Here is a 23,921-nt window from a genome sequence, read left to right as displayed (position 1 = left end):
GCCGGATCGCGGTGCTGCTGATCGAGCAGAACCTGGGCGTCGCGATCTCGGTGGCCGATCGCATCGGGGTGATGGTCAACGGGCGAATCACGCAGGAGATGCCGGCGGCGCAACTGGCCGGCGACCGCGAGCTGCAGGAGCGACTGCTGGGGGTGCGCTCGAACGGGCATGACGAGGAGATGGCCAAGCCCGCCGCGGCCGGCGAGGCGGGGGGGGCGGCGCCCATGCAGGTCTTCACCGTGCGGCGCGCGCATGGCGAGGGCGCGCCTACGCTCGACGACCTGGCGCCGGGTACGGTGCGTGGGTTGACGCGCTGGAATGCGGGCGCCGCGGCGGCGCCGGTGGTGGATATCGTGCGCGCGGGGTCGACGGCCTTGCCCTCACCCCAGCCCGCTCCCGCGAGCGGGAGAGGGAGTGCGGGCGCGGAGCTTGCGGGCGAAGACCGCCATGCCGGACGGCTCTTCGACTTTCCGGTGGCTGCGGGCAGCACCCGTGCTGCCTATGTGGCGGGCACCTTCGACACCAAGGGACGCGAGCTGTTCTTCCTGCGCCAGTGCCTGGAGCGGCTGGGCCTGCGCGTGGTCACGGTGGACCTCTCGACCTCCGGCCGCACCTCGCCGGCCAGCGTGCATCCGCGCGAGGTGGCGCGCCACCATCCGCAGGGCGAAACAGCGGTCTTCAGCGGCGACCGCGGCAGCGCGACCGCCGCCATGGCGCAGGCCTTCGAGGCCTTCGTGCGCACGCGGCGCGACCTGGGCGGCATCATCGCCGCCGGCGGCTCGGGCAACACCTCGATGGCCACGCAGGGCATGCGCGCGCTGCCCATCGGCGTGCCCAAGATGATGGTCTCGACCATGGCCAGCGGCGACACGCGGCCCTACGTGGGACCGAGCGACATCTGCATGATGTATTCGGTGACCGACGTGCAGGGCATCCATCGCATCAGCGAGCGCGTGCTGGCCAATGCGGCGCATGCGCTGGCGGGGATGATTGCGCATCCGCCGCTCGTGTCGGCCGAGAGCAAGCCGGCGCTCGGCCTCACCATGTTCGGCGTGACCACGCCCTGCGTGCAGATGGTCGCCAAGCGGCTGGAGGAGGCCTGGGACTGCCTGGTCTTCCATGCCACGGGCGTGGGCGGCCAGTCGATGGAGAAGCTGGCCGACTCGGGCCTGCTCGCCGGCGTGATCGACGTCACGACCACCGAGATCGCCGACGAGATCGCGGGCGGCGTGCTCTCCGCCGGCCCCATGCGCCTGGACGTGTTCGCACGCCACGCCCTGCCCTACGTGGGCTCCTGCGGCGCGCTGGACATGGTGAACTTCGGCGCCTGGGACAGCGTGCCCGAGCGCTTCCGCGCGCGCAAGCTCTACCGCCACAACCCGACGGTGACGCTGATGCGCACCACGCCTGCGGAGTGCGAGGCGATCGGCCGCTTCATCGCCGCCAAGCTCAACGCCATGCGCGGGCCGATGCGTTTCCTGATTCCCGAGGGCGGCGTGTCGGCGATCGACCGCCCCGGCCAGCCCTTCCACGACCCCGAGGCCGACCGCGCGCTGTTCGCCGCCATCGAGCAGTCCTTCCGGCCCGGCGCGGATCGCAAGCTGCAGCGCCTGCCCCTGCACATCAACGACGAGGCCTTCGCCGACGCGCTGGTCGGCGCCTGGCACGAGCTCTCGACGACCACCCCGCGCGCACGACGCGCCTGACGCCCATGCCCCGCATCGCCCGCACCACTTTGCTCGAACGCTTCCGCGCCAAGATCGCCGCCGGCCGGCCGATCGTCGGCGGCGGCGCCGGCACAGGCCTGTCGGCCAAATGCGAGGAGGCCGGCGGTATCGACCTGATCGTGATCTACAACTCCGGCCGCTACCGCATGGCCGGCCGCGGCTCGCTCGCCGGCCTCCTGGCCTACGGCAATGCCAACGAGATCGTCTGCGAGATGGCGCACGAGGTGCTGCCGGTGGTGAAGCACACGCCGGTGCTGGCGGGCGTCAACGGCACTGATCCCTTCATGATCCCGGAGGAGTTTCTGCGGCGGCTGGTATCACTCGGCTTCTCCGGCGTGCAGAACTTTCCGACCGTGGGGCTGATCGACGGCACCTTCCGCGCCAACCTGGAGGAGACCGGCATGGGCTACGGGCTGGAGGTCGAACTGATCGCGCGTGCCCATGCAATGAACCTGCTGACCACGCCCTATGTGTTCAGCGAAGCCGACGCGCGCGCCATGGCCGCGGCCGGGGCGGACATCATCGTGTGCCACATGGGCCTCACCACCGGCGGGGCCATCGGCGCGGAGACGGCGCTCACGCTGGACGACTGCGTGGCGCGCATCGACGCCTGGGCGGCAGCGGCGCATGCGGTGAACCCGGAGGCCATCGTGCTGTGCCACGGCGGACCCATCGCCACGCCCGATGACGCGCGGCATGTGCTGTCGCGCTGCCCCGCCTGCCACGGCTTCTACGGCGCCAGCTCGATGGAGCGGCTGCCTACCGAGATTGCGCTGACCGAGACCACGCGGCGCTTCGTTCAGATCACGCGATAACTGGAGACGACGCTATGTCAGGTTCTCAATTCGGCAGCTTCATCCTCGGCCTGATCGTCGTCGCGATCGTGGTCGCGCTCGCCGTCTGGCTGCTCCACTGGCTCTACCTGCGCAGCTCGAAGGAGCGCGCCTTCGTGCGCACCGGCCTGGGCGGGCAGAAGGTGGTGCTCGACGGCGGCGCCTTCGTGCTGCCCATCGTGCACGACGTGATCCCGGTCAACATGAACACGCTGCGGCTCGAGGTGAGCCGCGGCCGCGACAAGGCGCTCATCACCAAGGACCGCATGCGGGTGGACGTGATCGCCGAGTTCTACGTGCGCGTGGCCGCCCATCCCGATGCCGTGGCCGCAGCCGCGCAGACCCTGGGCCTGCGCACCATGGAGCCCGAGCAGCTCAAGGAGCTGGTCGAGGGCAAGTTCGTCGACGCCCTGCGCACCGCCGCCGCCGAGATGACCATGGAGGAGCTGCACGAGAAGCGCGGCGCCTACGTGAAGCGGGTGCGCGAATCGGTGGCCGAGGACCTGACCAAGAACGGCCTGGAGCTGGAGGCCGCCTCGCTCACGCAACTGGACCAGACCGGCATGGAGTTCTTCAACCCCAGCAACGCCTTCGACGCCGAGGGCCTGACGCGCCTGACCGAGCAGATCGAGCACCGCAAGAAGCAGCGCAACGACGTGGAGCAGGACACGCTCATCGCCATCCGCAACAAGAACCTGGAGGCCGAGAAGCTCTCGCTGGAGATCGATCGCGAGGGCGAGCATGCCCGCCTCTCGCAGCAGCGCGAGGTGGAGATCGCGCGCGCCCGCCAGCGCGCCGAGCTGGCGACCGAGCGTGCCCAGCGCGAGCAGGACGCCGAAGGCGCGCAGATCGCGGCCAAGCAGAGCATCGACGCCGCCCGCATCCGGGCCGAGCAGACCATCGAGGAGGAGCGCATCGCCAAGGAGCGCGCGATCCAGGGTGCCGAGATCGAGCGCCGGCTGTCGCTGGAGCTGGCCGAGCAGCAGCGAGCGATCGCGGTGGCGCGCGAGAGCAAGGCGCAGAGCGAGGCCCAGGCCGAGGCCGAGTCCGCGCGCGCGCTGGCCGTCTCGGCGGAGGAGAAGGTGTTCACCGCGCGCGAGGTGGAGATGGCCGAGCGCAAGAAGGCCATCGAGCTGATCTCCGCGGCCCAGGCCGCCGAGCGCGACGCCCTGCGGCTGACTTCTGCGGCGCAGGCCGAGAAGGAGGCCAGCGCCGACCGCGGCGCCGCGCTGCGCGCCCAGGCCGAGGCGGATGCCGACGCCGACAAGATCAAGTCGATGGCGATGCGCGTGCGCGCCGAGATCGAGGCCGAAGCGCAGCGCATGATGAACGAGGCGCACAACATGCTGTCGCCCGAGGCCCGCATGTCGGCGCTGCGCATGAAGCTGGTGGAGAAGGCCGAGGCCATCATCCGCGAGTCGGTGCGGCCGATGGAGCGCATCGAGGGCATCAAGATCCTGCACGTGGAGGGGCTGGGCGGCGGCGGTCACGGTGGCGTGTCCAACGGCGAGTCGAACGGCGGCTTTGCGGACGGCCTGGTGAACTCGGCGCTGCGCTTCCGCGCGCAGGCGCCGCTGGTGGACCAGCTGCTGCGCGAGATCGGCATCGAGGGCGGCGACATCCAGCGCCTGGTGGGCGAGCCCGCGGGGACACAGGCGGCACTGCCTTCGGGCGGCCCAAAGAAGAAGGAATGACGGATGGTGCAGGTTTATGTCTCCAGCGTCATCGATGCCAGCGCCGACACCGTGTGGTCGCGCATCCGCGACTTCAACGGCATGCCGCAATGGCACCCGTCGATCGCGGACAGCCGCATCGAGAACGGGCAGCCGGCGGACCGCGTGGGCTGCATCCGCCAGTTCCACACGAAGGACGGCGGCACCATCCGCGAGCGGCTGCTGGCGCTGTCGGACTACGAATACAGCTGCAGCTACGAGATCCTGGAGAGCCCGATGGGGGTGGCGAACTACATCGCCACGCTCAAGCTCACGCCGGTGACGGACGGGGCGCGCTGCTTCGCGGAGTGGAGCGCGGAGTTCGAGTGCGAGGAGGGGCGCGAGCGCGAGCTAGCCGAGACGATCGGCCAGGGGGTTTTCCAGGGCGGTTTCGATGCGCTGAAGCGCCATTTCGGCCACCGCTGATGCTGCAGCGCGTCGTCCGCTCGACCATCATCGACGCGCCGATCGAGCGCGTCTGGGCGGTGCTGCGCGACTTCAACAGCCACGACCAGTGGCACGAGGTGGTGGAGGCCAGCCGCATCGAGGGCGGCGAACGCAGCGACCAGGTGGGCTGCGTGCGCAGCTTCACGCTGCGGGACGGCAACCGCATCCGCGAGCAGTTGCTGACGCTGTCGGACCGCGAGCACAGGAGCACCTACTGCATCGTCGAGGCGACGGTGCCGCTGCAGCGCTACGTGGCCACCGTCACGCTGAAGCCGGTGACCGACGGCAACCGCACCTTCTGGCATTGGGAATCGAGCTTTGCCACGCCGCCCGGCCGGGAGCGCGAGCTGCGCGACATGGTGGCGCAGGGGGTGTACGAGGCGGGCTTCGAGAACCTGCGACGCTACCTGCGCCAGGGCAGCGACCTGCGCGCGAGCGGCACGGCCGAGGCGATGCCCGCCGCCCTGCCCCTGCCCACGCGCCGCGTGGTGGTCGAGCGCCATGGTGGGCCCGAGATGCTGCGAGCGCAGGAGGGCGAGGCCCCGGCGCCGCGCGCGGGGGAGGTGCGCATCCGGCAGCGCGCCATCGGCGTCAACTTCATCGACATCTACCTGCGGCGCGGCTGGATTCCCTCGGCCCTGCCGCTGGTGCCGGGCATGGAGGCCGCGGGCAGCGTGCTCGATGTCGGGCCGGAGGTGGGCGGGCTGCTGCCGGGCGATCGTGTGGCGTACCTGGGCCCGCTGCCCGGCGCCTACTGCGGCGTGCGCTGCGTACCGGCCGAATGGGTGGTGCGGCTGCCCGCGGCCATCGAGGATGAGGTGGCCGCGCTGCTGCTCAAGGGCATCACCGCCGATTACCTGTTGCGCGACCTGGGCCGCGTGCAGCGCGGCACGCGGCTGCTGGTGCATGCGGCGGCCGGCGGCGTGGGCCTGCTGGTGTGCGCCTGGGCGCGCCGGCTGGGCGCGACGGTGCTGGGCACGGTGTCCAGCGAGGAGAAGGCCCGCGTCGCGCGCGAGCATGGCTGCGAGCATGTGATCGTGACGCGCGACTACCGCTTCGCCGATGCCGTGCAGCGCGCCTGCGGCGGCGCCGATGTGCTGATCGACGGGCTCGGCGATGCGGCCCGCGACGAGAACCTGGCGGCCCTGGCCCGCCGCGGCCACTGGATCAGCCTGGGCCAGGCCAGCGGCCCGCTGGCGCCGCTGCCACCCGATGCGCTGGTCGCCAAGTCGCTGAGCTTCTCGCGGCCGGTGGTGTTCGACTACGTGGCGACCCAGTCGCAGCTGGCCGAGCGGGCGCAGCGGGTGTGGGATGCACTGGCCGACGGCAGCATCAGGCTGCCGCCGATCGAACGCCATTCGCTCGAAGCCGCGGCGCAGGCGCACGCGCGGCTCGAATCGCGCGCCACCCTCGGCGCGCTGGTGCTGCTGCCCTGAACAACCCGGAAGGAGCCATTCCATGATCGTCGGCATGAACCACTTCACCGTGACCGCGGAGGACGAGAAGAAGACGCTGGACTTCTACACCGGCCTGCTCGGGCTGCGGGTCGGCCCCCGGCCCGACCTCGGCTTCGCCGGCGCCTGGCTCTACGGCGAGGGATCGCAGGCGCTGGTGCACCTCTACTTCGGCCGCCCCGTGCCGGCGCAGCGCACGGGCGTGATCGACCACATGGCCTTCACGGCGCGCGACCTGCGGGCGGTGAGGGCGCGCTTCGACGAGAGCGGCACGAAGTACGAGCTGCGGCAGCAGGCCGGCGCGGGGACCTGGCAGCTGTTCTGCCATGACCCGAATGGGGCGAAGGTGGAGCTGGACTTCGATGCGAGCGAGCAGCCTTAGCGGCAGCACTGGCGCCTGGTTTCAGGCAATCATCAGCTCGAGATCCGCCGCCAACTCGGCCGGCGTCGGCATCTGCTGCAGCTTCTCGCGCGAAAGCCCCAGGGCATCGACCACCTCACCAGGCCAGCCCGGGCCTTCCGGGTCTTCCTGGCGGTCCACCGCCACCCGCCACACCGCCAGGTGCACGATGCCGGACAAGGGATCGAAGGGCTGCACGCTCAGGGGCCGCGCGAAGCCGCCCAGCGCGGTGACGAACTCGTCGGAGAAATTCCAGCGCGAAGCCAGCCGGGCGCTGACGTCGCCGAAGTGATAGCCGAGGGCCTGCTCTTCCGCGCCCAGCCGCTTCACGGTGTCGATCGGGCAGGAGGCATTGAGCGGCCCCATCTCCTCGGGCATGACGATGCACATGATCAGGTGGCCGATCGCATGCATGCTGCCCACGGTGAAGGCGAGGTTCGGATCGACGGCGCGGGACTCGGCGGCCAGGTGCCGGGCGGCGGAGGCGACGCGCAGGCTGTGGCGCCAGAAGCCCGGCAGGTCCACGTGCGGGACCTTCTTGAAGGTCCCCGTGAGGTTGGAGCTGATCACCAGGGTCCGGATCGCCGACAGGCCGAGCATCCGGATCGCCTCCTCCATCGTGGAGATCTTCCGGCGCACGCCGTAGAACGGCGAATTGGCCAGGCGCAGCATCTTGGCCGTCAGCACTTGGTCGACGTCGATCTTGCGGGCCACTTGCGACAGCGTCGCGTTGTCGTTGCTCAGGACCTCGATCAGGTCACGAACCACCTTCGGGACCGAGGGCAGCGAATGGTTCTCGGCAAACAGCTCGTCCAGGCTTGCTGCGGTCATGCTCGGTGCTGGGATTAATTCTTTCGGGGGCCTCCATTCTCCTACACCGCAGGGGCGCCCCGCCGCGGCCCCCCTCAAGGCGCCACGTAATCCGACATCACCTTCCACTTCCCATCCACGATCTGCGACAGCCGCGACAAATCGTTGCCCAGCCGCTTGGTGGCGGTATAGGTGCTCTTCGGCGCGCCGAACATGTCGGGCTCGAAGGTCATCGTGTCCATCGACTTGACGAAGCTGTCGGTCGTGAGGTTGGGCCCGGCCTTCTGCGCGGCCTTGATGAAGGCGTCGATGATGGTGTAGCCGTAGACCGAGAACACCGTCGGGTCCTCGTTGAACTTGGTCTTGTACTTGTTGGCCCAGAACCGCATCGGCTGAGAGGCCTCGTCCAGGTACGGATGCTGCGCCGTGTGGGTGGCGTAGATGCCGTCCATGGCCTTGCCGCCCAGCTTGTGGATGAGGTCGGTGTAGGCCGCGCTGGAGCCGAGGAAGGTCGGGTTGAAGCCGGTCTTGCGCGCCTCGCCCACGGTGCCGATGGTCTCGCGGATGATGGTGCCCAGCACCACCAGGTCGCAGTTGGCGGCCTTCATCTTCGCGACCTGTGAGGAGAAGTCGGTGGCGCCGCGCTTGTACGAGGTCTTCTCGACCACCTCCATGCCCAGGGTCTTGAGCCCGGCCTCGGCGCCGCGCTCCACCTCGAGGCCGAACTCGTCGTCCTGGTAGATGGTGCACACCTTCTTGGCACCCTTGTCCTTGACCAGCTTGGGCAAGGTCAGCCGCATCTGGTCGAAGTAGGTGGCGGCAAAGGAGTACTTGAGCCTGTGGTGCGGCTCGTACATCTCGCGCGCCGCAGTGATGGGCAGGAAATTGACCACGTTCTTCTCGAACTGCACCGGCATGGCCGCCATGTTCTGGGCAGTGCCGAGGTGGCCGGCCATGATGAAGATCTTGTCCTGGTTGACCAGCTTCTGCGCCGCCAGCACCGCCTTCTTCGGGTCGTAGCCCGAATCCTCCACGAAGAGCTTGAGCTTGCGGCCGTTGACGTTGCCCTGCTCGTTGAGCTCGTCCACCCGCAGCTGCATGCCGTTGCGCGACTGCTTGCCATAGCCGGCCAGCGGGCCGGATAAATCCTGGATGGTGCCGATGCGGATCTCGTCCTTGGTAACGCCTTGCGACTGCGCGCCGGCCACGCCGGAACTCAGTGCAAGACCGGCCATCGCGGCCAGCGGGATCAGAGCCTGGATCTTCATAGCGTGGTCTCCTCGGTTGCAAAAAACTAGGCGTACATGGCGTCGATGCGTTCGGAGTACTTCGTCTGCACGAGCTTGCGCTTGAGCTTCATGGTGGGGGTGAGCTCCTCGTCCTCGGCGCTCAGCTGGGTCTCGAGCAGGAAGAACTTCTTGATCTGCTCGACGCGGGCGAACTTCGCGTTGACGCGGTCGATCTCGCCCTGGATCAGGCCCTGCACTTCCTGTGCGCGCGTGAGGCTCTGGTAGTTGCTGAAGGGCACGTCGTGGTCCTGCGCGAATTTCTCGACGTTCTCCTGGTCGATCATGACGATCACCGTCAGGTAGGGCCTGGCATCGCCGATCACCACGGCGTCGGTGATGTAGGGGCTGAACTTGAGCTCGTTCTCCAGCTCGCTGGGCGTGATGTTCTTGCCGCCTGCCGTGATGATGATGTCCTTCATCCGGTCGGTAATGCGGAAATACCCGTCCTCGTCCATGCTGCCGACGTCGCCGGTGTGCAGCCAGCCCTCGGCATCGATCGCCTCGGCGGTCTTCTCCGGCAGGTTGAGGTAGCCCATGAAGACGTTGGCGCCGCGCACCAGGATCTCGCCGGTGGCCGCATCGATGCGCACCTCGTTGTAGCCCGCGGCCGGGCCGATGGAGCCGGGCTTGATGCGCCCGGCCGGCACGCCGGTGGCGGCGCCGCAGGTCTCGGTCATGCCCCAGACCTCGAGCATGGGCACGCCCAGCGCCAGATACCACTTGACCAGCTCGGGCGAGATCGGCGCCGCGCCGGTGACCAGGAAGCGCGAGCGGTGGATGCCGATCAGCTTGCGCACGTTGTCCAGCGCCAGCCAGCGCGCCAGCCGGAACTTGAAGCGCAATGCAGCGCCCACCGGCCGGCCCGCCAGCACGCGCTCCGCAATGGCGCTGCCGACGCCGATGCTCCAGCCGTAGGCGGCCTGCTGCAGGCCGCTGGCCTCCTTCAGGGCGATCATCACGCCCGAGTAGAACTTCTCCCAGACGCGCGGCACGGCGGTGAAGACGGTGGGCGCGATCTCGCGCACGTTCTCGGGCACGGTCTCGGGGTTCTCGACGAAGTTGAGGATGGCGCCGGTGTACATCGCGAAGTACTCGCCGCCCAGGCGCTCGGCGATGTGGCACAGGGGCAGGAAGCACATGCGCTCGTCGCGCTCGTCCTGCGCGACCAGCGTGTTGTAGCCACGCACGGTGTGGACCAGGCCACGGTGGCAGTGCATGGCGCCCTTCGGCTTGCCGGTGGTGCCCGAGGTGTAGACCAGGATCGCGAGCTGCTCGGGGCGGCAGGCGGCGATGCGCCGCTCGAGCTCCTGCGGGTGGGCCTGCAGGTGCTCGCGGCCGAGGGCGCGCAGGGCCTCCAGGCTGATGACGCCGGGGTCGTCCAGATCGCGCAGGCCCTCCATGTCGAACACGATCACCTTGCGCAGCAACGGCAGCCGGGCGCGCACCTCCAGCGCCTTGTCGAGCTGCTCGTCGTCCTCGACGAAGAGCACGGTGCTGCGCGAGTCCTCGCAGAGGTAGTGCACCTGGGAGGCGGCATCGGTCGGGTAGATGCCGTTGGCCACGCCGCCGCAGCTGAGCACGGCGAGGTCGGCCAGCACCCATTCGACCACCGTGTTGGCGAGGATGGAGGCGCACTCGCCGGGCGCGAAGCCGAGCGCCATCAGGCCGCCGGCGATCTCGCGCACCGCCTCGGCGGTCTGGCGCCAGCTCCAGCTGCGCCAGATGCCGAATTCCTTCTGCCGCATCCAGACGCCGTCACCGCGCGCGGCGACGGCGTTCCAGAAGACGGCGGGGATGGTGTCGCCGGGCACGACGATGTCGTTGCACGGCTGGATGTGGGCGGTGTCCCAGAGTCCCTGCATGGCCTTCACCTCCAGGTCTTCTTTTTCTTCCAGCGCCGCTCGCCGCGCACGCCCTCGTCCTTGAGGCCGAGGTAGAACTCCTTGATGTCCTCCTTCTCGCGCAGGCGCTCGCAGGTGTCTTCCATCACGATGCGGCCGTTCTCCAGGACGTAGCCGTAGTCGGCCGCGTTGAGGGCCATGTTGGCGTTCTGCTCGACCAGCAGGATGGTGGTGCCGCGCTCGCGGTTGATGCGCACGACGATCTCGAAGATCTCGCGCGTGAGCTTGGGCGAGAGGCCGAGGCTGGGCTCGTCGAGCAGGATCAGCTTGGGCGCGGCCATGATGGCGCGCGAAATGGCGAGCATCTGCTGCTGGCCGCCGGAGAGCAGGCCGGCGTGCTGCGTGGCGCGCTCGCGCAGGATGGGGAAGTAGCTGTAGACGGTTTCGATGTCGCGCGCCACGCCGTCGCGGTCGCTGCGGGTGTAGGCGCCCATCAGCAGGTTGTCCCGCACCGACAACAGCGGGAACACCTCGCGGCCCTCGGGCACGTGGCAAAGGCCCTGCTGGACGATGTGGGCCGGGTCCTGGGCCGTGATGTTGCGCCCCTCGAATTCGATGCTGCCCTTGCGCGGATCGATGATGCCGGAGATGGTCTTGAGGATGGTGGTCTTGCCGGCGCCGTTGGAGCCGAGCACGGTGGCGATCTCGCCCTGGCGCACCTTGAGGCTGACGCCGCGGATGGCCTTGATGGGGCCGTAGGCGCTTTCGACATTGAGCAACTGGAGGACGGTGTTGTCGTCGCTCATGACGCCCCCCGCCTCAAACTGCTCAAGTCATCCACCGTCCCCAGATACGCCTCGACCACGCGCACATCCGACTGCACCTCACGAGGAGACCCCGAAGCCAGCGCCTCCCCCATGTTCATCGCCAGCACCCGGTCCGACACCTTGGACACCAACGACATGTCGTGCTCCACCATCAGCACCGAGATGCCGAGCTCCTGCTGGATGTCCTGGATCCAGAAGGCCATGTCGGCCGTCTCCTCGACGTTGAGGCCGGACGAAGGCTCGTCGAGCAGCAGCAGCTTCGGCTCGGTGCATAGCGCCCGCGCCAGCTCCACCACCTTGCGCACGCCGTAGGGCAGGCCCGCCACCATCGCGTCGCGGTGGTGCTGCAGGTCCAGCAATTCGATCACCCGTTCGGCCTTCTCGCGCGCCTCGATCTCGGCGCGCCGCGTGCCGGGGGTGAAGAAGACCTCGCTCCAGAAACCGGTGCGGCGGTGCGTGTGGCGGCCGATCAGCAGGTTGTGCAGCACCGTGGCATGCTCGAAGAGCTCGATGTTCTGGAAGGTCCGCGCGATGCCCAGCGCGGCGATCTCGTGCGGCGCATGCTCGGTCAGCACGATCGGCGCGCCACCCTCGCCATGCCACAGGATCTCGCCCGTGGTCGGCGTGTAGATGCGGCTGATCAGGTTGAAGACCGTCGTCTTGCCGGCGCCGTTGGGCCCGATCAGCGTGAACACCTCGCCGCGCCGCACTTCGAAGCTCACCTTGTTGACCGCGAGCACGCCGCCGAAGCGCACGCTCAGGTCCTTGGCTGAGAGGAGCACATCGGAGCTCATCTCAAGCGATCCGACTTGGTGAAGGCCTTCTGCCGCTTGAACAGCCCCTTGCGGTAGAACGGAAAGAGCTGCAGGTAGGTGCGCACCTTGAGCCAGCGCCCGTACAGCCCCAGCGGCTCGAAGAGCACGAAGCCGATCAGCACCAGCCCGTAGACCAGCCCCTGCAGCCCCGGCGCCTGGCCGATCACCGGCGGCAGCCAGTCCTTGCCCAGCGAGATGAGCTGAGGCATCGCGATCAGGAAGATCGCGCCCAGGAAGGCGCCGTGCACCGAGCCCAGCCCGCCGATCACCACCATCAGCAGCAAGTCGATGGACTGCAGGATGTTGAACTGGTCCGGCGAGATGAAGCTGAGCTTGTGCGCATAGAGCGCCCCGCCCAGCCCCGCCAGCGCGGCCGAGATGGCGAAGGACATGGTCTTGTAGCGCGCGAGGTGGATGCCCATGCTTTGCGCCGAGATCTCCGAGTCGCGAATCGCAACGAAGGCGCGGCCGGTGGGCGAGCGCAACAGGTTGAGGATCGCGAAGGTGCACAGCACCGCGACCAGCAGGCACACGATGTAGAAGCTCTCGCCCGAGCTGATGTCCAGCCCGAAGAGCTTGGGCGACTTCACGTGCAGCCCGGAGTTGCCGCCGGTCACGCGCTCCCAGCGCGCGAAGACCTCCTCCACGATGAAGCCGAAGGCCAGGGTCGCGATGCCCAGGTAGATGCCCTTCACCCGCAGCGCCGGCAGCCCCACCACCACGCCGACCGCGGCCGACAGCGCCGCTGCCGCCGCCAGCGCGAGGGGAAAGGGCACGCCCGCGTTGGCCAGCACCGCCTGCGTGTAGGCGCCGGTGCCCAGGAAGGCCGCATGCCCGATCGAGAATTGCCCGGTGAAGCCGGCCAGCAGCATCAGCCCCAGGCCGACGATGCCGTAGATCAGCACGAAGGTCAGCTGCGCCAGCCAGTACTCGGGCAGCAGCCAGGGCGCGGCGATCAGCAGCGCGACCAGCAGGCCATACCAGAACACGTGGCCGCCGTGCTTGGCCAGGGCGATGTCCTGCGCGTAGCTGGTCTTGAAGATGTAGCGCATCAGACTTTCTTCCGCAGCTTCTCGCCGAACAGGCCGTTGGGCTTCACCATCAGCATCACCAGCACCACGATGTAGGGCGCCGTGTCCTTGAAGCCGTCGGGCAGGTAGAAGCCCGCGAAAGATTCGACGATGCCGATCACCAGCCCGCCGACGATCGCGCCCGGCAGGCTGCCGAAGCCGCCCACCACCGCCGCCGGGAAGGCCTTGAGCCCGATGAAGCCCATGTTGGCGTGCACGAAGGTGATGGGCGCGAGCAGCATGCCCGCGATGGCTGCCACCGCGGCCGCCAGCCCCCACACCAGCCCATTGAGCCGCTTGACCGGGATGCCCATGTAGTAGGCCGCCAGCTGGTTCTGCGAAGAGGCCTGCATCGCGATGCCCAGCTTGCTGTAGCGGAACATCGCGTAGAGCAGCCCGCACAGGATGGCGGTGGCGACGATGATCACCGCCTGCTCCACGTTGACCACCAGCGCGCCGAGCTTCCAGATCTCGTCCTTGTAGGGCACGGCGAGCGAGTGCGTGTCGGTGCCGATGCCGGGGATCATGGTGATCAGCCCGCGCGCCACGTAGCCGATGCCGATGGTCAGCATCACGATCGAGAACTGCGGCTGGCCCAGGATGGGCCGGATCACCACCAGTTCGAGCAGCACGCCGAAGGCGGCCATTGCCAGGATGGCCAGCAGCGCCGCCAGCCAGAAGGGCAGCCCCACCATCGACATGCCCGCGAAGGCGCAGAAAGCGCCCAGCATCATCAGCTCGCCCTGGGCGAAGCTCACCGTCTCGGTGGCCTTGTAGATCAGCACGAACCCCAGCGCGATCAGGCCGTAGATGCAGCCTTGCGCAATGCCTGAGAGCAGGAGTTGGAGGATTTGAAGCAACGGGGCCTCGGATGGGATTGGCGGTTTATATCGGCCGCCCGCCCCGCGGCGCAGAGGGTTGTCCCGCATGCCGGGGCGGCGCCGGGCCGCGCCTCAGCGATGGACCGCGAGGCGGCGCGAGCCGGCGAGGATGTCGCTGGGGCGCAGGCCGTAGACCTGGCGGATCGAGTGGCTGAAATGGGTGGAGTCGGGGTAGCCGGTGTCGAGCGCGATGTCGGTGAGGCTGGCCGCCTGGTCCACGTGGTAGAGCAGGCTGCGCGCGCGCTTCCAGGCGCGGAAGGCGCGGAAGGTGACGCCGGTTTGCTGCTTGAACAGATGGAGGAAGCGCGAGAAGGACAGGCCGACCGCGGCGGCGCATTCGTCGGCCGGGCTGGGCGCGGCGGGGTCGGCGTTGATGCGATCGATCACCTCGCGGATGCGGGCGTCCAACAGGGGCGGTGGCAGCGCAGCACCAAAGAAGAGTTCGTCGAAATCGGGGAAGCCCGCCGGGCCTGCACGGCTCGCGAGCGCGAGCAGCTGCACATGCCCGTCGCGGACGCGCTGCGCGAAGGCGGGTGCTTCGACCGGCCCGCAGTGGCGCAGGAACGACGGCAAGCGCGCCGGGTCGACCGACTCCGATTCGAGCAGAAGGTTGAGGACCAGCGGGTGCTCGGTCGCCACCTGGTGCGACACGCGGGCCGGCACCACCAGCGACTCGCCGCTCTGCCACGCCCCGCCAGCCACGCGCATGCGCAGCGGTCCGCCGGTGGGGGAGACATAGATCCCGTGGCCGCCCAGGCTGCGGTGCGAAGTGGCGCCCAACAGGCCGGCGTAGAACACGCGCGTGGGGCCGAGCCACATCAGCCGCCCGTCGCTGCCGCGCAGCGCTGTCTTCGATTGCCGGGTTGCCACGATGCGCTTCCTTCTTTGCCGGGCGCGGGGCCGGGCCGGCATCGCGCCGAACCATCGTAGCGACGCGTGCGGGCCTTACGCGTGCGGCAACGCAGGGGGTTTCCCCTAGCCCGCGCGCCCACCCACGCCGCAGCGGAGCCGGGCGGGCCTCGCTTCACTCAGTTGTCACGAAGCCCGCATACCGTCCATCCGCCACATCACGAGGAGAACCTTTTTATGAATCGCCCGAAGAGCCTCTGTTCCGCCCTGCTGGCCCTGGGTCTGCTGCTGACGGCCGCCGCGCCTGCCGCCGCGCACGACGAGGGCGCCCGCCGCCGCGCCGACAACGCACCGCTGGTGATCGGCCACCGCGGCGGCGCCAACGGCTACCTGCCCGAGCACACGCTGGAAGCCTATGCCCTCGGCATCGAGCTGGGTGCCGACTACATCGAGCCCGACCTGGTCGCCACCAAGGACGGCCACCTGATCGCGCGCCACGAGCCCAACCTGATCGACACCACGAACGTCAAGAGCCTGCCGCAGTTCGCCGACCGCCGGAAGACGGTGATGCTCGACGGCGTTGCCACCGAAGGCTTCTTTGCCAGCGACTTCACGCTGGCCGAGATCAAGCAGCTGCGCGCCGTCCAGTCCTTTCCGGAGCGCGACCAGTCCTTCAACGGCAAGTTCCAGATCCCGACGCTGGTCGAGGTGATCGAGCTCGCCAAGCGCAAGTCGCGCGAGGAAGACCGCCGCATCGGCATCTATCCCGAGACCAAGCACCCGACCTACCACCAGAGCATCGGCCTGCCGCTGGAAGACCGGCTGCTGCGCGTGTTGAGCGCAGCCGGCTGGAACCATCGCAACGCGCCGGTCTTCATCCAGTCTTTCGAGACGGCCAACCTGCGCTACCTGCGCACCAAGACCAGCGTGCGCCTGATCCAGCTGGTGGACGCCAACGACGTCAAGCCCGACGGCTCGCTCGACTTCAGCAAGCCCTATGACAAGCCCTACGACTGGGTGGTGTCGAACCGCGACGGCCTGTTCGCGGATCTGCTGACGCCGCGCGGCCTGCAAGAGGTGAAGGGCTATGCGGACGGCATCGGCCCCTGGAAGCCGTACCTGATCCCCAGCGCCTGCAAGTCGGTGCAGAACGGCGCCTGCGTGGACGTGACGGGCGACGGCGTGGTCGACGAGCGCGACCGCGTGCTGCTGCCGCCGACGAAGGTGATCGCCAACGCGCACAAGCTGGGGCTGCTGGTGCACCCCTACACCTTCCGCAGCGAGCAGAAGCGGCTGACGGGCAGCTTCGAGGGCAACGCGGTCAACGAGTACCTCGCGTTCTACGAGGCCGGCGTGGATGGGCTCCCCCCGCGTCACAATAGTTGTCGCCTCGATAGAACCAAGAACCTGGGGGCGGCGATGAAGGACAGTAGTGGCTCGATATGGACAAGCATTCAAGGACAGGGCGGTGGCACGGTTGCTGCCGCCGGAGTGCGCAGCGGTAGAAGTGGTTGCGCGGGAAGTTGGCATTGGAGCGGGAACGCTGGAGCGCTGGCGCGAGGAGGCGCAGTCCAGGCCCGCCCGAGGGCGGGCCTGGACTGCGCGCGCGCGGCTTGAGGCGGTGATCACCACGGCGGCGATGGACGAGGCCGGCAAGAGCGCTTGGTGCCGCGAGCACGGGGTCTACCCCGGAGAGTTGGACAAGTGGCACGCCAGCGCTACGGCAGCGCTGGCCGAACCCGAGGAAGCACGGGCCAGCCCGCAGGCCACGCGACAAGACAGGAAGCGCATCAAGGAGCTCGAACGAGACCTGCTGCGCAAGGACCGGGCCCTGGCCGAGACGGCGGCGCTGCTGGTACTTTCAAAAAAAGTCGCGGCGATCTTCAACAAAGGCGAGGACGAATGATCGGCCTCGAAGATCGCCAGGCGCTGGCCCGAGACATCGACGTTGCCCATGCCGCCGGTGCGCGGCTGCGCACGGCTTGCGCGACCGCAGGTATCGAGTTGCGCACCCTGCAGCGCTGGAAGATCGGTGAGGGCCTCGTGACGGGCGATGGCAGGCCGCAGGCCGTGCGCCCCGTGCCAAGCCATGCCTTGAGCGTTGCCGAGCGTGCGCAGCTGCTTGGCGTGGCCAACGAGCCGCGCTTCGCCGCAGTGCCGCCGGCGCGTATCGTGCCCATGCTGGCCGACGAGGGCATCTACCTGGCCAGCGAGTCCAGCTTCAGCCGCGTGCTGCGTGCGCACGGGCAGAATACCCGCCGTGGCCGCGCCAAGGCGCCCAAGGCCTCGCGCCCGCCCACCACGCACATCGCCACGGCACCACGCGAGGTCTGGTGCTGGGACATGACCTACCTGCCGGCCACCGTGATCGGGCGTTGGTTCCACCTGTACCTGATTCTGGATCTGTACAGCCGCAAGATCGTGGGTTCGGAGGTGCATGACACGGATGACTCCGACCATGCCGCGCATCTGGTGCGTCGCACGGCGCTGGCCGAGAGCATCGCGACACTCGACTCCAAGCCCGTGCTGCATGGCGACAACGGCTCGACGCTCAAGGCCACCACGGTGCTGGCGATGCTCAAATGGTTGGGCGTGAAGCCGTCGTACTCGCGACCCCGCGTGAGCGATGACAACGCCTACGCCGAGGCGCTGTTCCGCACGGCCAAGTACCGTCCGGAATTCCCGTCCAAGGGCTTCGCTGATCTCGAGCAGGCACGCACCTGGGCAGCCGGCTTCGTGCGTTGGTACAACCATGACCATCGCCACAGCGGCATTCGCTACGTCAGCCCGGCCCAACGTCATGCCGGCGACGACCACGCCATCCTGGCCGCTCGCCACGCGCTGTACACCCGCGCTCGTGAGATCAACCCGGCTCGCTGGTCTGGCCGCACTCGCAACTGGTCGCCCATCGGCGCCGTGACGCTCAACCCCGAACGCGACTCGATTGTTCAGACCCATTCGCGAGCATTAGATATACAGCCGCTGGCTGCATAAACCAGGCGACTACTACCTTGACGCGCGCCGGGCTGTTCAGCGACTTCGCGGACACGGCGGTCGCGGCGCGTGCGATGTTTCTGCTCAAGCACGATTCGGACTATGCGCGCTGCCTGGTCAATGCGCGGCGCTGCGAGAGGAACAACGATTGATGATCGGCGCGGGGCGCATCGTCCGGTTGCTGGGCGTCCTGCTGGCGGCCGGGGCGCTGGCGCAACCGGCCTGGGCCGAGGGCGGGCTGCCCGGCTCGCCGCAGGCCATCGGGCAAGTGCCGAGCGACGCGGTCCCGTCGCCGGGCGGTGATGCGACAGCGACGGCCGCCCAGGCGTCGAGCCTCGGCGGTGCCGTCTTCAACCCCTTCGCCAAAGCGGCGGCGATGCCGACCGCGGCACGCCAGCCCGCCGCCGCGAGGCCAACAGCGCCCGAAGGACCCAGCTACACGCTGGGACTTTTCGTCGCGCTGGCCTGCGCTGCGGCAGTCGGATGGCTCACTTGGAGAGCAGTGGGCTGAGTTGCTCGGTCGCCCTCCACCCCGGTCTTGCGTGATCCGAGGCAAAGGTTCAAAGCATCGCGGCCCCGGCGAATGAATCGGCCCCCAACGCGCCGTTCGCTTCCCTCAGTTGTCTGCTACACGCTCGCGCTGTTGGTGGCAATAGACTGTTCCGCCTGGCTTTCATATCAATCATTGCCAGGGACTCATTCGAGAGCCTTTCGCGCATGTTCCAAGCTTGCTTGTTGACCACTGACAAGCTAAGGGCGTCATGTGGCGTCAGCCCCTGATCGAAGACCACATCGGCAAGTTCGTACGGGAGTCGAAGGTCGTGTCTATTCACCACGACCGCGTACATGCCACTTCTCATGGCGGCAGCGATGAGAAGCTTTCTATTGCGATCAAGAGCTTTGATCATGCGTTCGTGGTAGGGATCGGGGAAGTGAGTCTGACGAATATCGAGCTGCTGCAAATACTTGTTGTGTTCAACTGCTTCGGTCAGTGCCGTCAGCACCCCATCGTTGTAGCGTGTGTAATCTTGAATTTTCGTAGGTTCGAACGAAACCCTCAGGAGGGTCTCGCTATCCTTCAGCAGTGCCGCCAACGCGACCAACTTCTCGGGTCCGGTTGGATTTGCACTCAAATTCAGGGACTGCAAGCGACTTTTCTTTTCCCGCAGCTTGGCGAGCAACACCACCGTTGTTTTGACCCGAAGCTCGTTCCCGCTGAGATCTAACTCCCGAAGATCGCCCATCTCAGCCACTGGAAGAATCTCGATGTGCACGCCTTTGTTGTAATCCAAGTTGGCCCCAAGCCCGCAGCAGCTCAGAGACAGCGCCATCAAAGGAGGCTGCTTTTTGGAGAGCGCGTCGACAAGTTTGTTGAAGTTGGATACGCCAATACGACAGCAACTCAGGTCCAGCTCTACGAATGGCTTCTGGCTACAGAGGAACGGCATGTAGTACTGGAACTGGTCCGGCGTCGCGGCCATTTCTATGCTTCATGCATTCGCAGACCAAGCGACTACTCAGCTCTAGCCTTAAGCTTTCGGGGACATCACTCTTGATGTATTCCTTGATCAGCTGGTCGAGCACGGAGGGCATGTCATCCTGTGCTTTCAACTCAGCCTCGAGGTCCTTCTTCCAGTCGACGCGCCCTGTCAATTGAGCAGGGACCACCGTGACAACGTCCAGCTCACGCGCGTGCGTCCATAGATACGATGCGAACTTCATTTGTGTATTACTGCAGAGTTGAATGTAAAAGCGTTCCGCAGTCCCGCGAGAACTTTGATGAGTGGCACAGCCACGCAGATCGTTCCATCCCGCCAAGATCCACCCGTTGCCTGCACCACCAGATCGCGCCGCGGTCTGAGGCCTTCCTACCAAAGCGATGCTCAACCGGACACTGGTCCGCCGCGCCCAGCAGTCGGTCGATCGCTCAACGCGAAGAAGGCCCAAAAGCGGGACGCATCCCCACAAGCGCGCGCCGCAACTCTGCCGCACACATCGACACCGCCGCATTCGCCTCATCGATCAGCCGGCCCATGGTGATGAAGCCGTGGATCTGCCGCTCGAAGCAGACGTAGACCGCACGGTTGCCGACGGCGGTCAGGGCGCGCGCATAGTCCAGCCCTTCGTCGCGCAAGGGGTCGTAGCCGGCCGTCAGCACCAGGGCCGGCGGCAGGCGCGACAGGTCGGGGTGCAGCAGCGGCGAGGCGCGCCAGTCGAGGTCGTGCTGCGGATCGGCGATGTAGTGATCGTGGAAGTAGCGGATGCTGTCGCTGGTCAGCACATAGCCCTGGCCATTGGTGGTGTGCGAAGGGTGCCCGCGGCGCATGTCGGTGGCGGGATAGATCAAGAGCTGGAAGGCGAGGGGCAGGTTGCCGGCATCGCGCGCCGCGATCGCGACCACGGCCGCGAGGTTGCCGCCGGCGCTATCGCCGCCGATCGCGAGGCGGGCGGCGTCGACGCCGAGCGAGTCGGCATGCTCGCGCACCCAGTAGGTCGCGACCAGCGCATCGTCCACCGCGGCGGGGAAGCGGTGCTCCGGCCCCATGCGGTAATCGACCGCCACCAGCGCACAGCCCGAGAGATTGCAGAGCTCGCGGCACAGAGTGTCGTGCGTGTCGAGGTCGCCGATGGTCCAGCCGCCGCCGTGGTAATAGACCAGCACCGGCAACACGGCATCGTTCGCGCTGCCGAGCGGCCGGTAGTAGCGCAAGGGGATCGCGCCATGCGGGCCCGGCGCAGTCAGCTCGCGCACTTCGGCCACCTCGCCCGGCTCGGGCTGCGTGACCGCGCGGCGCTCGCGGTAGAACTTGCGCGCATCGGCCGGCGTCAGCGTGTGGGTGGGCGGCACCTTCCGCTCGATGAGCAGATCGATGAAGGCCTGGGCCTGAGGGTGCAGCATGGCGGGACTCCTTTGGCGGGATTTCAGGCAGCGCGCGGCTTGACGCGCGAGGCGGCTTCCTTGGCGTTGCGGCGCGCGGTCTCGATGTCGCCGGCACGCGCCAGGGCCACGCCCATGCGCCGCTTGACGAAGCTTTCGGGCTTGCCGAACAGGCGCAACTCGCTCCCGGGCACCTGCAGCGCATGGTCGACACCCTCGAAGACGATGCCGCGGGCGTCCGCGCCGCCATAGATCACGGCGCTGGCGCCAGGGCTCTTGAGCGTGGTGTCCACCGGCAGGCCGAGGATGGCGCGGGCGTGCAGCTCGAACTCGTTCTGCCATTGCGTCGTCATGGTCACCATGCCGGTGTCGTGCGGCCGCGGGCTCACTTCGCTGAACCAGACCTGCTCGCCCTTGACGAAGAGCTCGACCCCGAACAGGCCCTGGCCGCCGAGGTCGGCCGTCACGGCCTGGGCGATGCGCTGGGCTTTCTCCAATGCGGCGGGCGACATCGGGTGCGGCTGCCAGCTCTCGACATAGTCGCCGCTGACCTGCACGTGGCCGATGGGTTCGCAGAACTGCGTCTGCACCGTGGCGTCGGCAGCGAGGGCGCGCACGGTCAGCAGCGTGATCTCGTAGTCGAAATCGATGAAGCCCTCGACGATCACGCGGCCGTGGCTCACGCGGCCGCCGGCCATCGCGTAGTCCCAGGCTTTCTGCACGTCGGCCGGGCCATCGATCTTGCTCTGCCCCTTGCCGGAGCTGCTCATCACCGGCTTGACGATGCAGGGGTAGCCGATGCCGCCGTCGATCGCCGCCTGCAGCTCGGCCAGCGAGTCGCAGAACTTGTAGGGGCTGGTGGGCAGGCCCAGCGTCTCGGCCGCGAGGCGGCGGATGCCTTCGCGATCCATGGTGAGCCGGGCGGCGCGCGCGGTCGGGATCACGCGCACCGTGCCGGCCTCCTCCAGCTGCTGCAGCATTTGCGTGGCGATGGCCTCGATCTCGGGCACCACCAGCTGGGGCTTCTCGGCCTCGATCAGCGCCTTGAGCTGCTCGGGGTCGCTCATCGCGATGGTGCGCGCGTGGTGCGCCACCTGGTGGCCGGGGGCGTTGTCGTAGCGGTCGACGGCGATGGTCTCCACGCCCAGGCGCTGCAGCGCGATCAGCACCTCCTTGCCGAGCTCGCCGGAGCCGAGCAGCATCACGCGGGTGGCGGTGGGGGACAGGGGCGTGCCGAGGGTGGTCATGAGAGGTGATCGCGGTGAAAAGGGGAAGCCCGGCACTTTAAATCAACGCGACTGTCACCGGTGGCAACACGTGCGCCGCGCGCGCTGTTCCACAATCGCAGCTTTCAGTTCAAGGAGCATTTCACATGGCTATCCAGACCGTCGGCATCATCGGAGCCGGAACGATGGGCAACGGCATCGCCCAGGCCTGCGCCGTCGCGGGCGTCAACGTCGTCATGGTCGACATCGCGCAGGCCGCGGTCGACAAGGGCTTGGCCACGGTGGCCGGCAGTCTCGACCGGTTGATCAAGAAAGACAAGCTCAGCACCGAGCAGAAGGACGCGGCCCTGGCGCTGATCAAGGGATCGACGAACTACGAGGAGCTGAAGGCCGCTCAGCTGGTGATCGAGGCCGCGACCGAGAACCACGAGCTCAAGCTGAAGATCCTCAAGCAGATCGACGCCGTGCTGGCCCCCGAGGCGATCATCGCCTCCAACACTTCCTCCATCTCGATCACCCAGCTGGCCGCCGCCACCTCGCGGCCGGACCGCTTCATCGGCATGCACTTCTTCAACCCGGTGCCGATGATGGCGCTGGTGGAGATCATCCGCGGCTACCTCACCAGCGACGCCACGCACGACGCGGTGAAGGCGCTGGCCGTGGCGCTGGGCAAGTCGCCGATCACGGTGAAGAACGCGCCGGGCTTCGTGGTCAACCGCATCCTGGTGCCGATGATCAACGAGGCCTTCTTCGTGCTGGCCGAGGGGCTGGCCACGGCCGAGGACATCGATGCGGGCATGAAGCTGGGCTGCAACCAGCCGATCGGCCCACTGGCACTGGCGGACATGATCGGGCTCGATGTGTGCCTGGCGGTGATGGAGGTGTACCTGGAGCAGTTCGGCGATTCCAAGTACCGGCCGTGCCCGCTGCTGAAGGAGATGGTGGCCGCCGGCCAGTTGGGCCGCAAGACCGGGCGCGGGGTGTACACCTACTGAAGGGAGAGCTGCATGACCGCCATCCCCACCACACCCCCGCCCGAAGGCTGCATCGACACCCAGGTGCTCGACCATGTGCTGCTGATCGGCATCAACCGCCCCGCCAAGCGCAACGGCTGGACGCCGAAGATGTTCCGCGAGCTGGCCGAGGCCTACACGCGGCTGGACGACGATGCCGCGTTGCGCGTCGGCGTGCTGCATGCCTTCGGCGATCACTTCACGGCGGGCCTCGATCTGCCCGCGGTGGCCGAATTCATGAAGCGCGGCGAGAAGGCGACCCCCGAGGGCCTGGTGGAGCCGCATGACTTCGGGCTGCCGAACTACCGCCGCCGCACGAAGCCGATGGTGGTGGCGGTCAAGGGCATCTGCTTCACGGTGGGCATCGAGCTGATGTTGGGCGCGGACATCGTGGTGGCGGCGGACAACTGCCGCTTCTCGCAGATGGAGGTGCAGCGCGGCATCATGGCCACCGGCGGCGCCACGCTGCGCATGGCCGAGCGCGCGGGGCTGGGCAATGCGATGCTGCATCTGCTGACGGCGGACGAATTCGACAGCGCCGAGGCCTATCGCCTGAACTTCGTGCAGCGGGTGGTGCCGGCCGGGCAGGAGCTGGATGAAGCCTTGGCGCTGGCGCAGCGCATTGCCGCACAGGCGCCGCTGGCGGTGGTGGCGACGCGGCTCAATGTGATGAAGGCCATCGAGCAGGGGCCCCTGGCGGCGGTGGAGGATTTCATTCCGGTGCAGCAGCGGCTGGCGAACAGCGAGGATGCGGCGGAAGGGGTGCGCTCGTTCGTCGAGAGAAGGCCTGCCCGCTTCAGCGGACGCTGACTCCCTCCCCCTCTGGGGGGGAGGGCTGGGGGGTACCGGGCGGTC

At 67.9% G+C, this 23,921-nt stretch carries 22 protein-coding genes and 1 pseudogene; 12 read left to right on the top strand and 11 right to left on the bottom strand.

From position 1 onward, the window contains the following. Positions 1 to 473: 473 nt before the first annotated feature. Genes GXN78_RS40845 through GXN78_RS16545 form a run of 6 tightly spaced genes read left to right on the top strand, consistent with a single transcriptional unit; the run spans position 474 to position 6,555 of the window. Positions 474 to 1,706: a Tm-1-like ATP-binding domain-containing protein gene (locus tag GXN78_RS40845; protein ID WP_239142825.1), complete on the top strand. Its 1,233-nt coding sequence runs from the start codon at positions 474 to 476 to the stop codon at positions 1,704 to 1,706. Between the two features lie 5 nt (positions 1,707 to 1,711). Continuing rightward, entirely contained in the window at positions 1,712 to 2,542 is an 831-nt protein-coding gene (locus tag GXN78_RS16565) for a phosphoenolpyruvate hydrolase family protein (protein ID WP_106560579.1), read from the top strand. A 14-nt stretch (positions 2,543 to 2,556) separates the two neighbouring features. After that, complete coding sequence (locus tag GXN78_RS16560) at positions 2,557 to 4,254, top strand: flotillin domain-containing protein (RefSeq protein ID WP_106560578.1); 1,698 nt, start codon at positions 2,557 to 2,559, stop codon at positions 4,252 to 4,254. Positions 4,255 to 4,257: 3 nt separating this feature from the next. Then, positions 4,258 to 4,698, top strand: a complete 441-nt coding sequence (locus tag GXN78_RS16555; protein ID WP_106560577.1) for an SRPBCC family protein — start codon at positions 4,258 to 4,260, stop codon at positions 4,696 to 4,698. Next, positions 4,698 to 6,155, top strand: coding sequence for an SRPBCC family protein (locus GXN78_RS16550; RefSeq protein WP_106560576.1), 1,458 nt, complete (start codon positions 4,698 to 4,700; stop codon positions 6,153 to 6,155). The genes GXN78_RS16555 and GXN78_RS16550 overlap by 1 nt, the downstream gene beginning before the upstream one ends. Before the next feature lie 22 nt (positions 6,156 to 6,177). Further along, positions 6,178 to 6,555, top strand: a complete 378-nt coding sequence (locus GXN78_RS16545) for a VOC family protein (RefSeq protein WP_106560575.1) — start codon at positions 6,178 to 6,180, stop codon at positions 6,553 to 6,555. A 21-nt stretch (positions 6,556 to 6,576) separates the two neighbouring features. On the opposite strand, the gene GXN78_RS16540 is transcribed toward GXN78_RS16545, so the two are convergent. The 8 genes from GXN78_RS16540 to GXN78_RS16505 all read right to left on the bottom strand — a co-directional run bounded on the left by GXN78_RS16540 (position 6,577) and on the right by GXN78_RS16505 (position 14,976). After that, positions 6,577 to 7,404 (bottom strand): HDOD domain-containing protein, encoded by an 828-nt coding sequence (locus tag GXN78_RS16540; protein WP_106560574.1) that lies wholly within the window; start codon positions 7,402 to 7,404, stop codon positions 6,577 to 6,579. A gap of 74 nt (positions 7,405 to 7,478) precedes the next feature. Next, entirely contained in the window at positions 7,479 to 8,651 is a 1,173-nt protein-coding gene (locus GXN78_RS16535; RefSeq protein WP_106560573.1) for an ABC transporter substrate-binding protein, read from the bottom strand. A gap of 26 nt (positions 8,652 to 8,677) precedes the next feature. Continuing rightward, positions 8,678 to 10,534, bottom strand: coding sequence for an AMP-binding protein (locus tag GXN78_RS16530; protein ID WP_106560595.1), 1,857 nt, complete (start codon positions 10,532 to 10,534; stop codon positions 8,678 to 8,680). Between the two features lie 5 nt (positions 10,535 to 10,539). Then, positions 10,540 to 11,319 carry an ABC transporter ATP-binding protein gene (locus GXN78_RS16525; protein WP_106560572.1) on the bottom strand — a complete coding sequence of 260 codons (780 nt, stop codon included), beginning with the start codon at positions 11,317 to 11,319 and terminating at the stop codon, positions 10,540 to 10,542. Beyond that, positions 11,316 to 12,134: an ABC transporter ATP-binding protein gene (locus tag GXN78_RS16520; RefSeq protein WP_106560571.1), complete on the bottom strand. Its 819-nt coding sequence runs from the start codon at positions 12,132 to 12,134 to the stop codon at positions 11,316 to 11,318. The genes GXN78_RS16525 and GXN78_RS16520 overlap by 4 nt, the downstream gene beginning before the upstream one ends. Further along, positions 12,131 to 13,207: a branched-chain amino acid ABC transporter permease gene (locus GXN78_RS16515; RefSeq protein ID WP_106560570.1), complete on the bottom strand. Its 1,077-nt coding sequence runs from the start codon at positions 13,205 to 13,207 to the stop codon at positions 12,131 to 12,133. Before GXN78_RS16515 ends, GXN78_RS16520 begins: the two co-directional genes overlap by 4 nt. Continuing rightward, positions 13,207 to 14,085 carry a branched-chain amino acid ABC transporter permease gene (locus tag GXN78_RS16510; RefSeq protein ID WP_106560569.1) on the bottom strand — a complete coding sequence of 293 codons (879 nt, stop codon included), beginning with the start codon at positions 14,083 to 14,085 and terminating at the stop codon, positions 13,207 to 13,209. The genes GXN78_RS16515 and GXN78_RS16510 overlap by 1 nt, the downstream gene beginning before the upstream one ends. Positions 14,086 to 14,178: 93 nt before the next feature. Then, positions 14,179 to 14,976 (bottom strand): AraC family transcriptional regulator, encoded by a 798-nt coding sequence (locus GXN78_RS16505; protein WP_308812453.1) that lies wholly within the window; start codon positions 14,974 to 14,976, stop codon positions 14,179 to 14,181. Between the two features lie 216 nt (positions 14,977 to 15,192). On the opposite strand from GXN78_RS16505, the pseudogene GXN78_RS16500 reads away from it, so the two are divergent. The 4 genes and pseudogenes from GXN78_RS16500 to GXN78_RS16490 all read left to right on the top strand — a co-directional run. After that, positions 15,193 to 16,308: pseudogene (locus GXN78_RS16500) on the top strand (glycerophosphodiester phosphodiesterase); the annotation flags it as partial. 79 nt (positions 16,309 to 16,387) lie between these two features. Continuing rightward, positions 16,388 to 17,949 (top strand): IS3 family transposase gene (locus tag GXN78_RS16495; RefSeq protein WP_106561507.1). Its coding sequence is split into 2 segments (ribosomal slippage): positions 16,388 to 16,826 and positions 16,826 to 17,949, totalling 1,563 coding nucleotides; the frame shifts between segments, so codons are not numbered across the junction. 17 nt (positions 17,950 to 17,966) lie between these two features. Continuing rightward, positions 17,967 to 18,101: a hypothetical protein gene (locus tag GXN78_RS41945; protein ID WP_258187070.1), complete on the top strand. Its 135-nt coding sequence runs from the start codon at positions 17,967 to 17,969 to the stop codon at positions 18,099 to 18,101. Continuing rightward, positions 18,098 to 18,460 carry a hypothetical protein gene (locus GXN78_RS16490; RefSeq protein WP_146163116.1) on the top strand — a complete coding sequence of 121 codons (363 nt, stop codon included), beginning with the start codon at positions 18,098 to 18,100 and terminating at the stop codon, positions 18,458 to 18,460. Before GXN78_RS41945 ends, GXN78_RS16490 begins: the two co-directional genes overlap by 4 nt. Positions 18,461 to 18,509: 49 nt before the next feature. On the opposite strand, the gene GXN78_RS16485 is transcribed toward GXN78_RS16490, so the two are convergent. The 3 genes from GXN78_RS16485 to purT form a co-directional block, all read right to left on the bottom strand. After that, the gene (locus GXN78_RS16485) at positions 18,510 to 19,430 is read right to left on the bottom strand and encodes a hypothetical protein (RefSeq protein ID WP_106559030.1); all 921 of its coding nucleotides are present in this window, start codon (positions 19,428 to 19,430) and stop codon (positions 18,510 to 18,512) included. Between the two features lie 446 nt (positions 19,431 to 19,876). Continuing rightward, a complete protein-coding gene (locus GXN78_RS16480) occupies positions 19,877 to 20,848 on the bottom strand; it encodes an alpha/beta hydrolase (RefSeq protein ID WP_106559029.1) in 972 nt (323 codons plus the stop codon). A gap of 23 nt (positions 20,849 to 20,871) precedes the next feature. Further along, complete coding sequence (gene purT / locus GXN78_RS16475; protein ID WP_106559028.1) at positions 20,872 to 22,074, bottom strand: formate-dependent phosphoribosylglycinamide formyltransferase; 1,203 nt, start codon at positions 22,072 to 22,074, stop codon at positions 20,872 to 20,874. Positions 22,075 to 22,199: 125 nt separating this feature from the next. Here purT and GXN78_RS16470 point away from each other — a divergent pair, with 125 nt between their 5' ends. Next, the gene (locus GXN78_RS16470; protein ID WP_106559027.1) at positions 22,200 to 23,048 is read left to right on the top strand and encodes a 3-hydroxybutyryl-CoA dehydrogenase; all 849 of its coding nucleotides are present in this window, start codon (positions 22,200 to 22,202) and stop codon (positions 23,046 to 23,048) included. 12 nt (positions 23,049 to 23,060) lie between these two features. After that, positions 23,061 to 23,876 carry a crotonase/enoyl-CoA hydratase family protein gene (locus tag GXN78_RS16465; protein ID WP_106559026.1) on the top strand — a complete coding sequence of 272 codons (816 nt, stop codon included), beginning with the start codon at positions 23,061 to 23,063 and terminating at the stop codon, positions 23,874 to 23,876. Positions 23,877 to 23,921 lie beyond the last annotated feature (45 nt).

The organism is Variovorax sp. WS11 (assembly GCF_010499245.1).
Classification (GTDB): domain Bacteria; phylum Pseudomonadota; class Gammaproteobacteria; order Burkholderiales; family Burkholderiaceae_C; genus Variovorax.
This window is presented reverse-complemented; position numbering and strand designations above follow the sequence as displayed.

Coding starts and splice junctions, on each gene's coding strand:
- GXN78_RS16525 (WP_106560572.1), bottom strand. CDS start 11,319: ATGAGCGACGACAACACCGTCCTCCAGTTGCTCAATGTCGAAAGCGCC.
- GXN78_RS16540 (WP_106560574.1), bottom strand. CDS start 7,404: ATGACCGCAGCAAGCCTGGACGAGCTGTTTGCCGAGAACCATTCGCTG.
- GXN78_RS16535 (WP_106560573.1), bottom strand. CDS start 8,651: ATGAAGATCCAGGCTCTGATCCCGCTGGCCGCGATGGCCGGTCTTGCA.
- GXN78_RS16565 (WP_106560579.1), top strand. CDS start 1,712: ATGCCCCGCATCGCCCGCACCACTTTGCTCGAACGCTTCCGCGCCAAG.
- GXN78_RS16470 (WP_106559027.1), top strand. CDS start 22,200: ATGGCTATCCAGACCGTCGGCATCATCGGAGCCGGAACGATGGGCAAC.
- GXN78_RS16560 (WP_106560578.1), top strand. CDS start 2,557: ATGTCAGGTTCTCAATTCGGCAGCTTCATCCTCGGCCTGATCGTCGTC.
- GXN78_RS16480 (WP_106559029.1), bottom strand. CDS start 20,848: ATGCTGCACCCTCAGGCCCAGGCCTTCATCGATCTGCTCATCGAGCGG.
- GXN78_RS16530 (WP_106560595.1), bottom strand. CDS start 10,534: ATGCAGGGACTCTGGGACACCGCCCACATCCAGCCGTGCAACGACATC.
- GXN78_RS16555 (WP_106560577.1), top strand. CDS start 4,258: ATGGTGCAGGTTTATGTCTCCAGCGTCATCGATGCCAGCGCCGACACC.
- GXN78_RS16485 (WP_106559030.1), bottom strand. CDS start 19,430: ATGGCCGCGACGCCGGACCAGTTCCAGTACTACATGCCGTTCCTCTGT.
- GXN78_RS16465 (WP_106559026.1), top strand. CDS start 23,061: ATGACCGCCATCCCCACCACACCCCCGCCCGAAGGCTGCATCGACACC.
- GXN78_RS16515 (WP_106560570.1), bottom strand. CDS start 13,207: ATGCGCTACATCTTCAAGACCAGCTACGCGCAGGACATCGCCCTGGCC.
- purT (WP_106559028.1), bottom strand. CDS start 22,074: ATGACCACCCTCGGCACGCCCCTGTCCCCCACCGCCACCCGCGTGATG.
- GXN78_RS16520 (WP_106560571.1), bottom strand. CDS start 12,134: ATGAGCTCCGATGTGCTCCTCTCAGCCAAGGACCTGAGCGTGCGCTTC.
- GXN78_RS16545 (WP_106560575.1), top strand. CDS start 6,178: ATGATCGTCGGCATGAACCACTTCACCGTGACCGCGGAGGACGAGAAG.
- GXN78_RS16550 (WP_106560576.1), top strand. CDS start 4,698: ATGCTGCAGCGCGTCGTCCGCTCGACCATCATCGACGCGCCGATCGAG.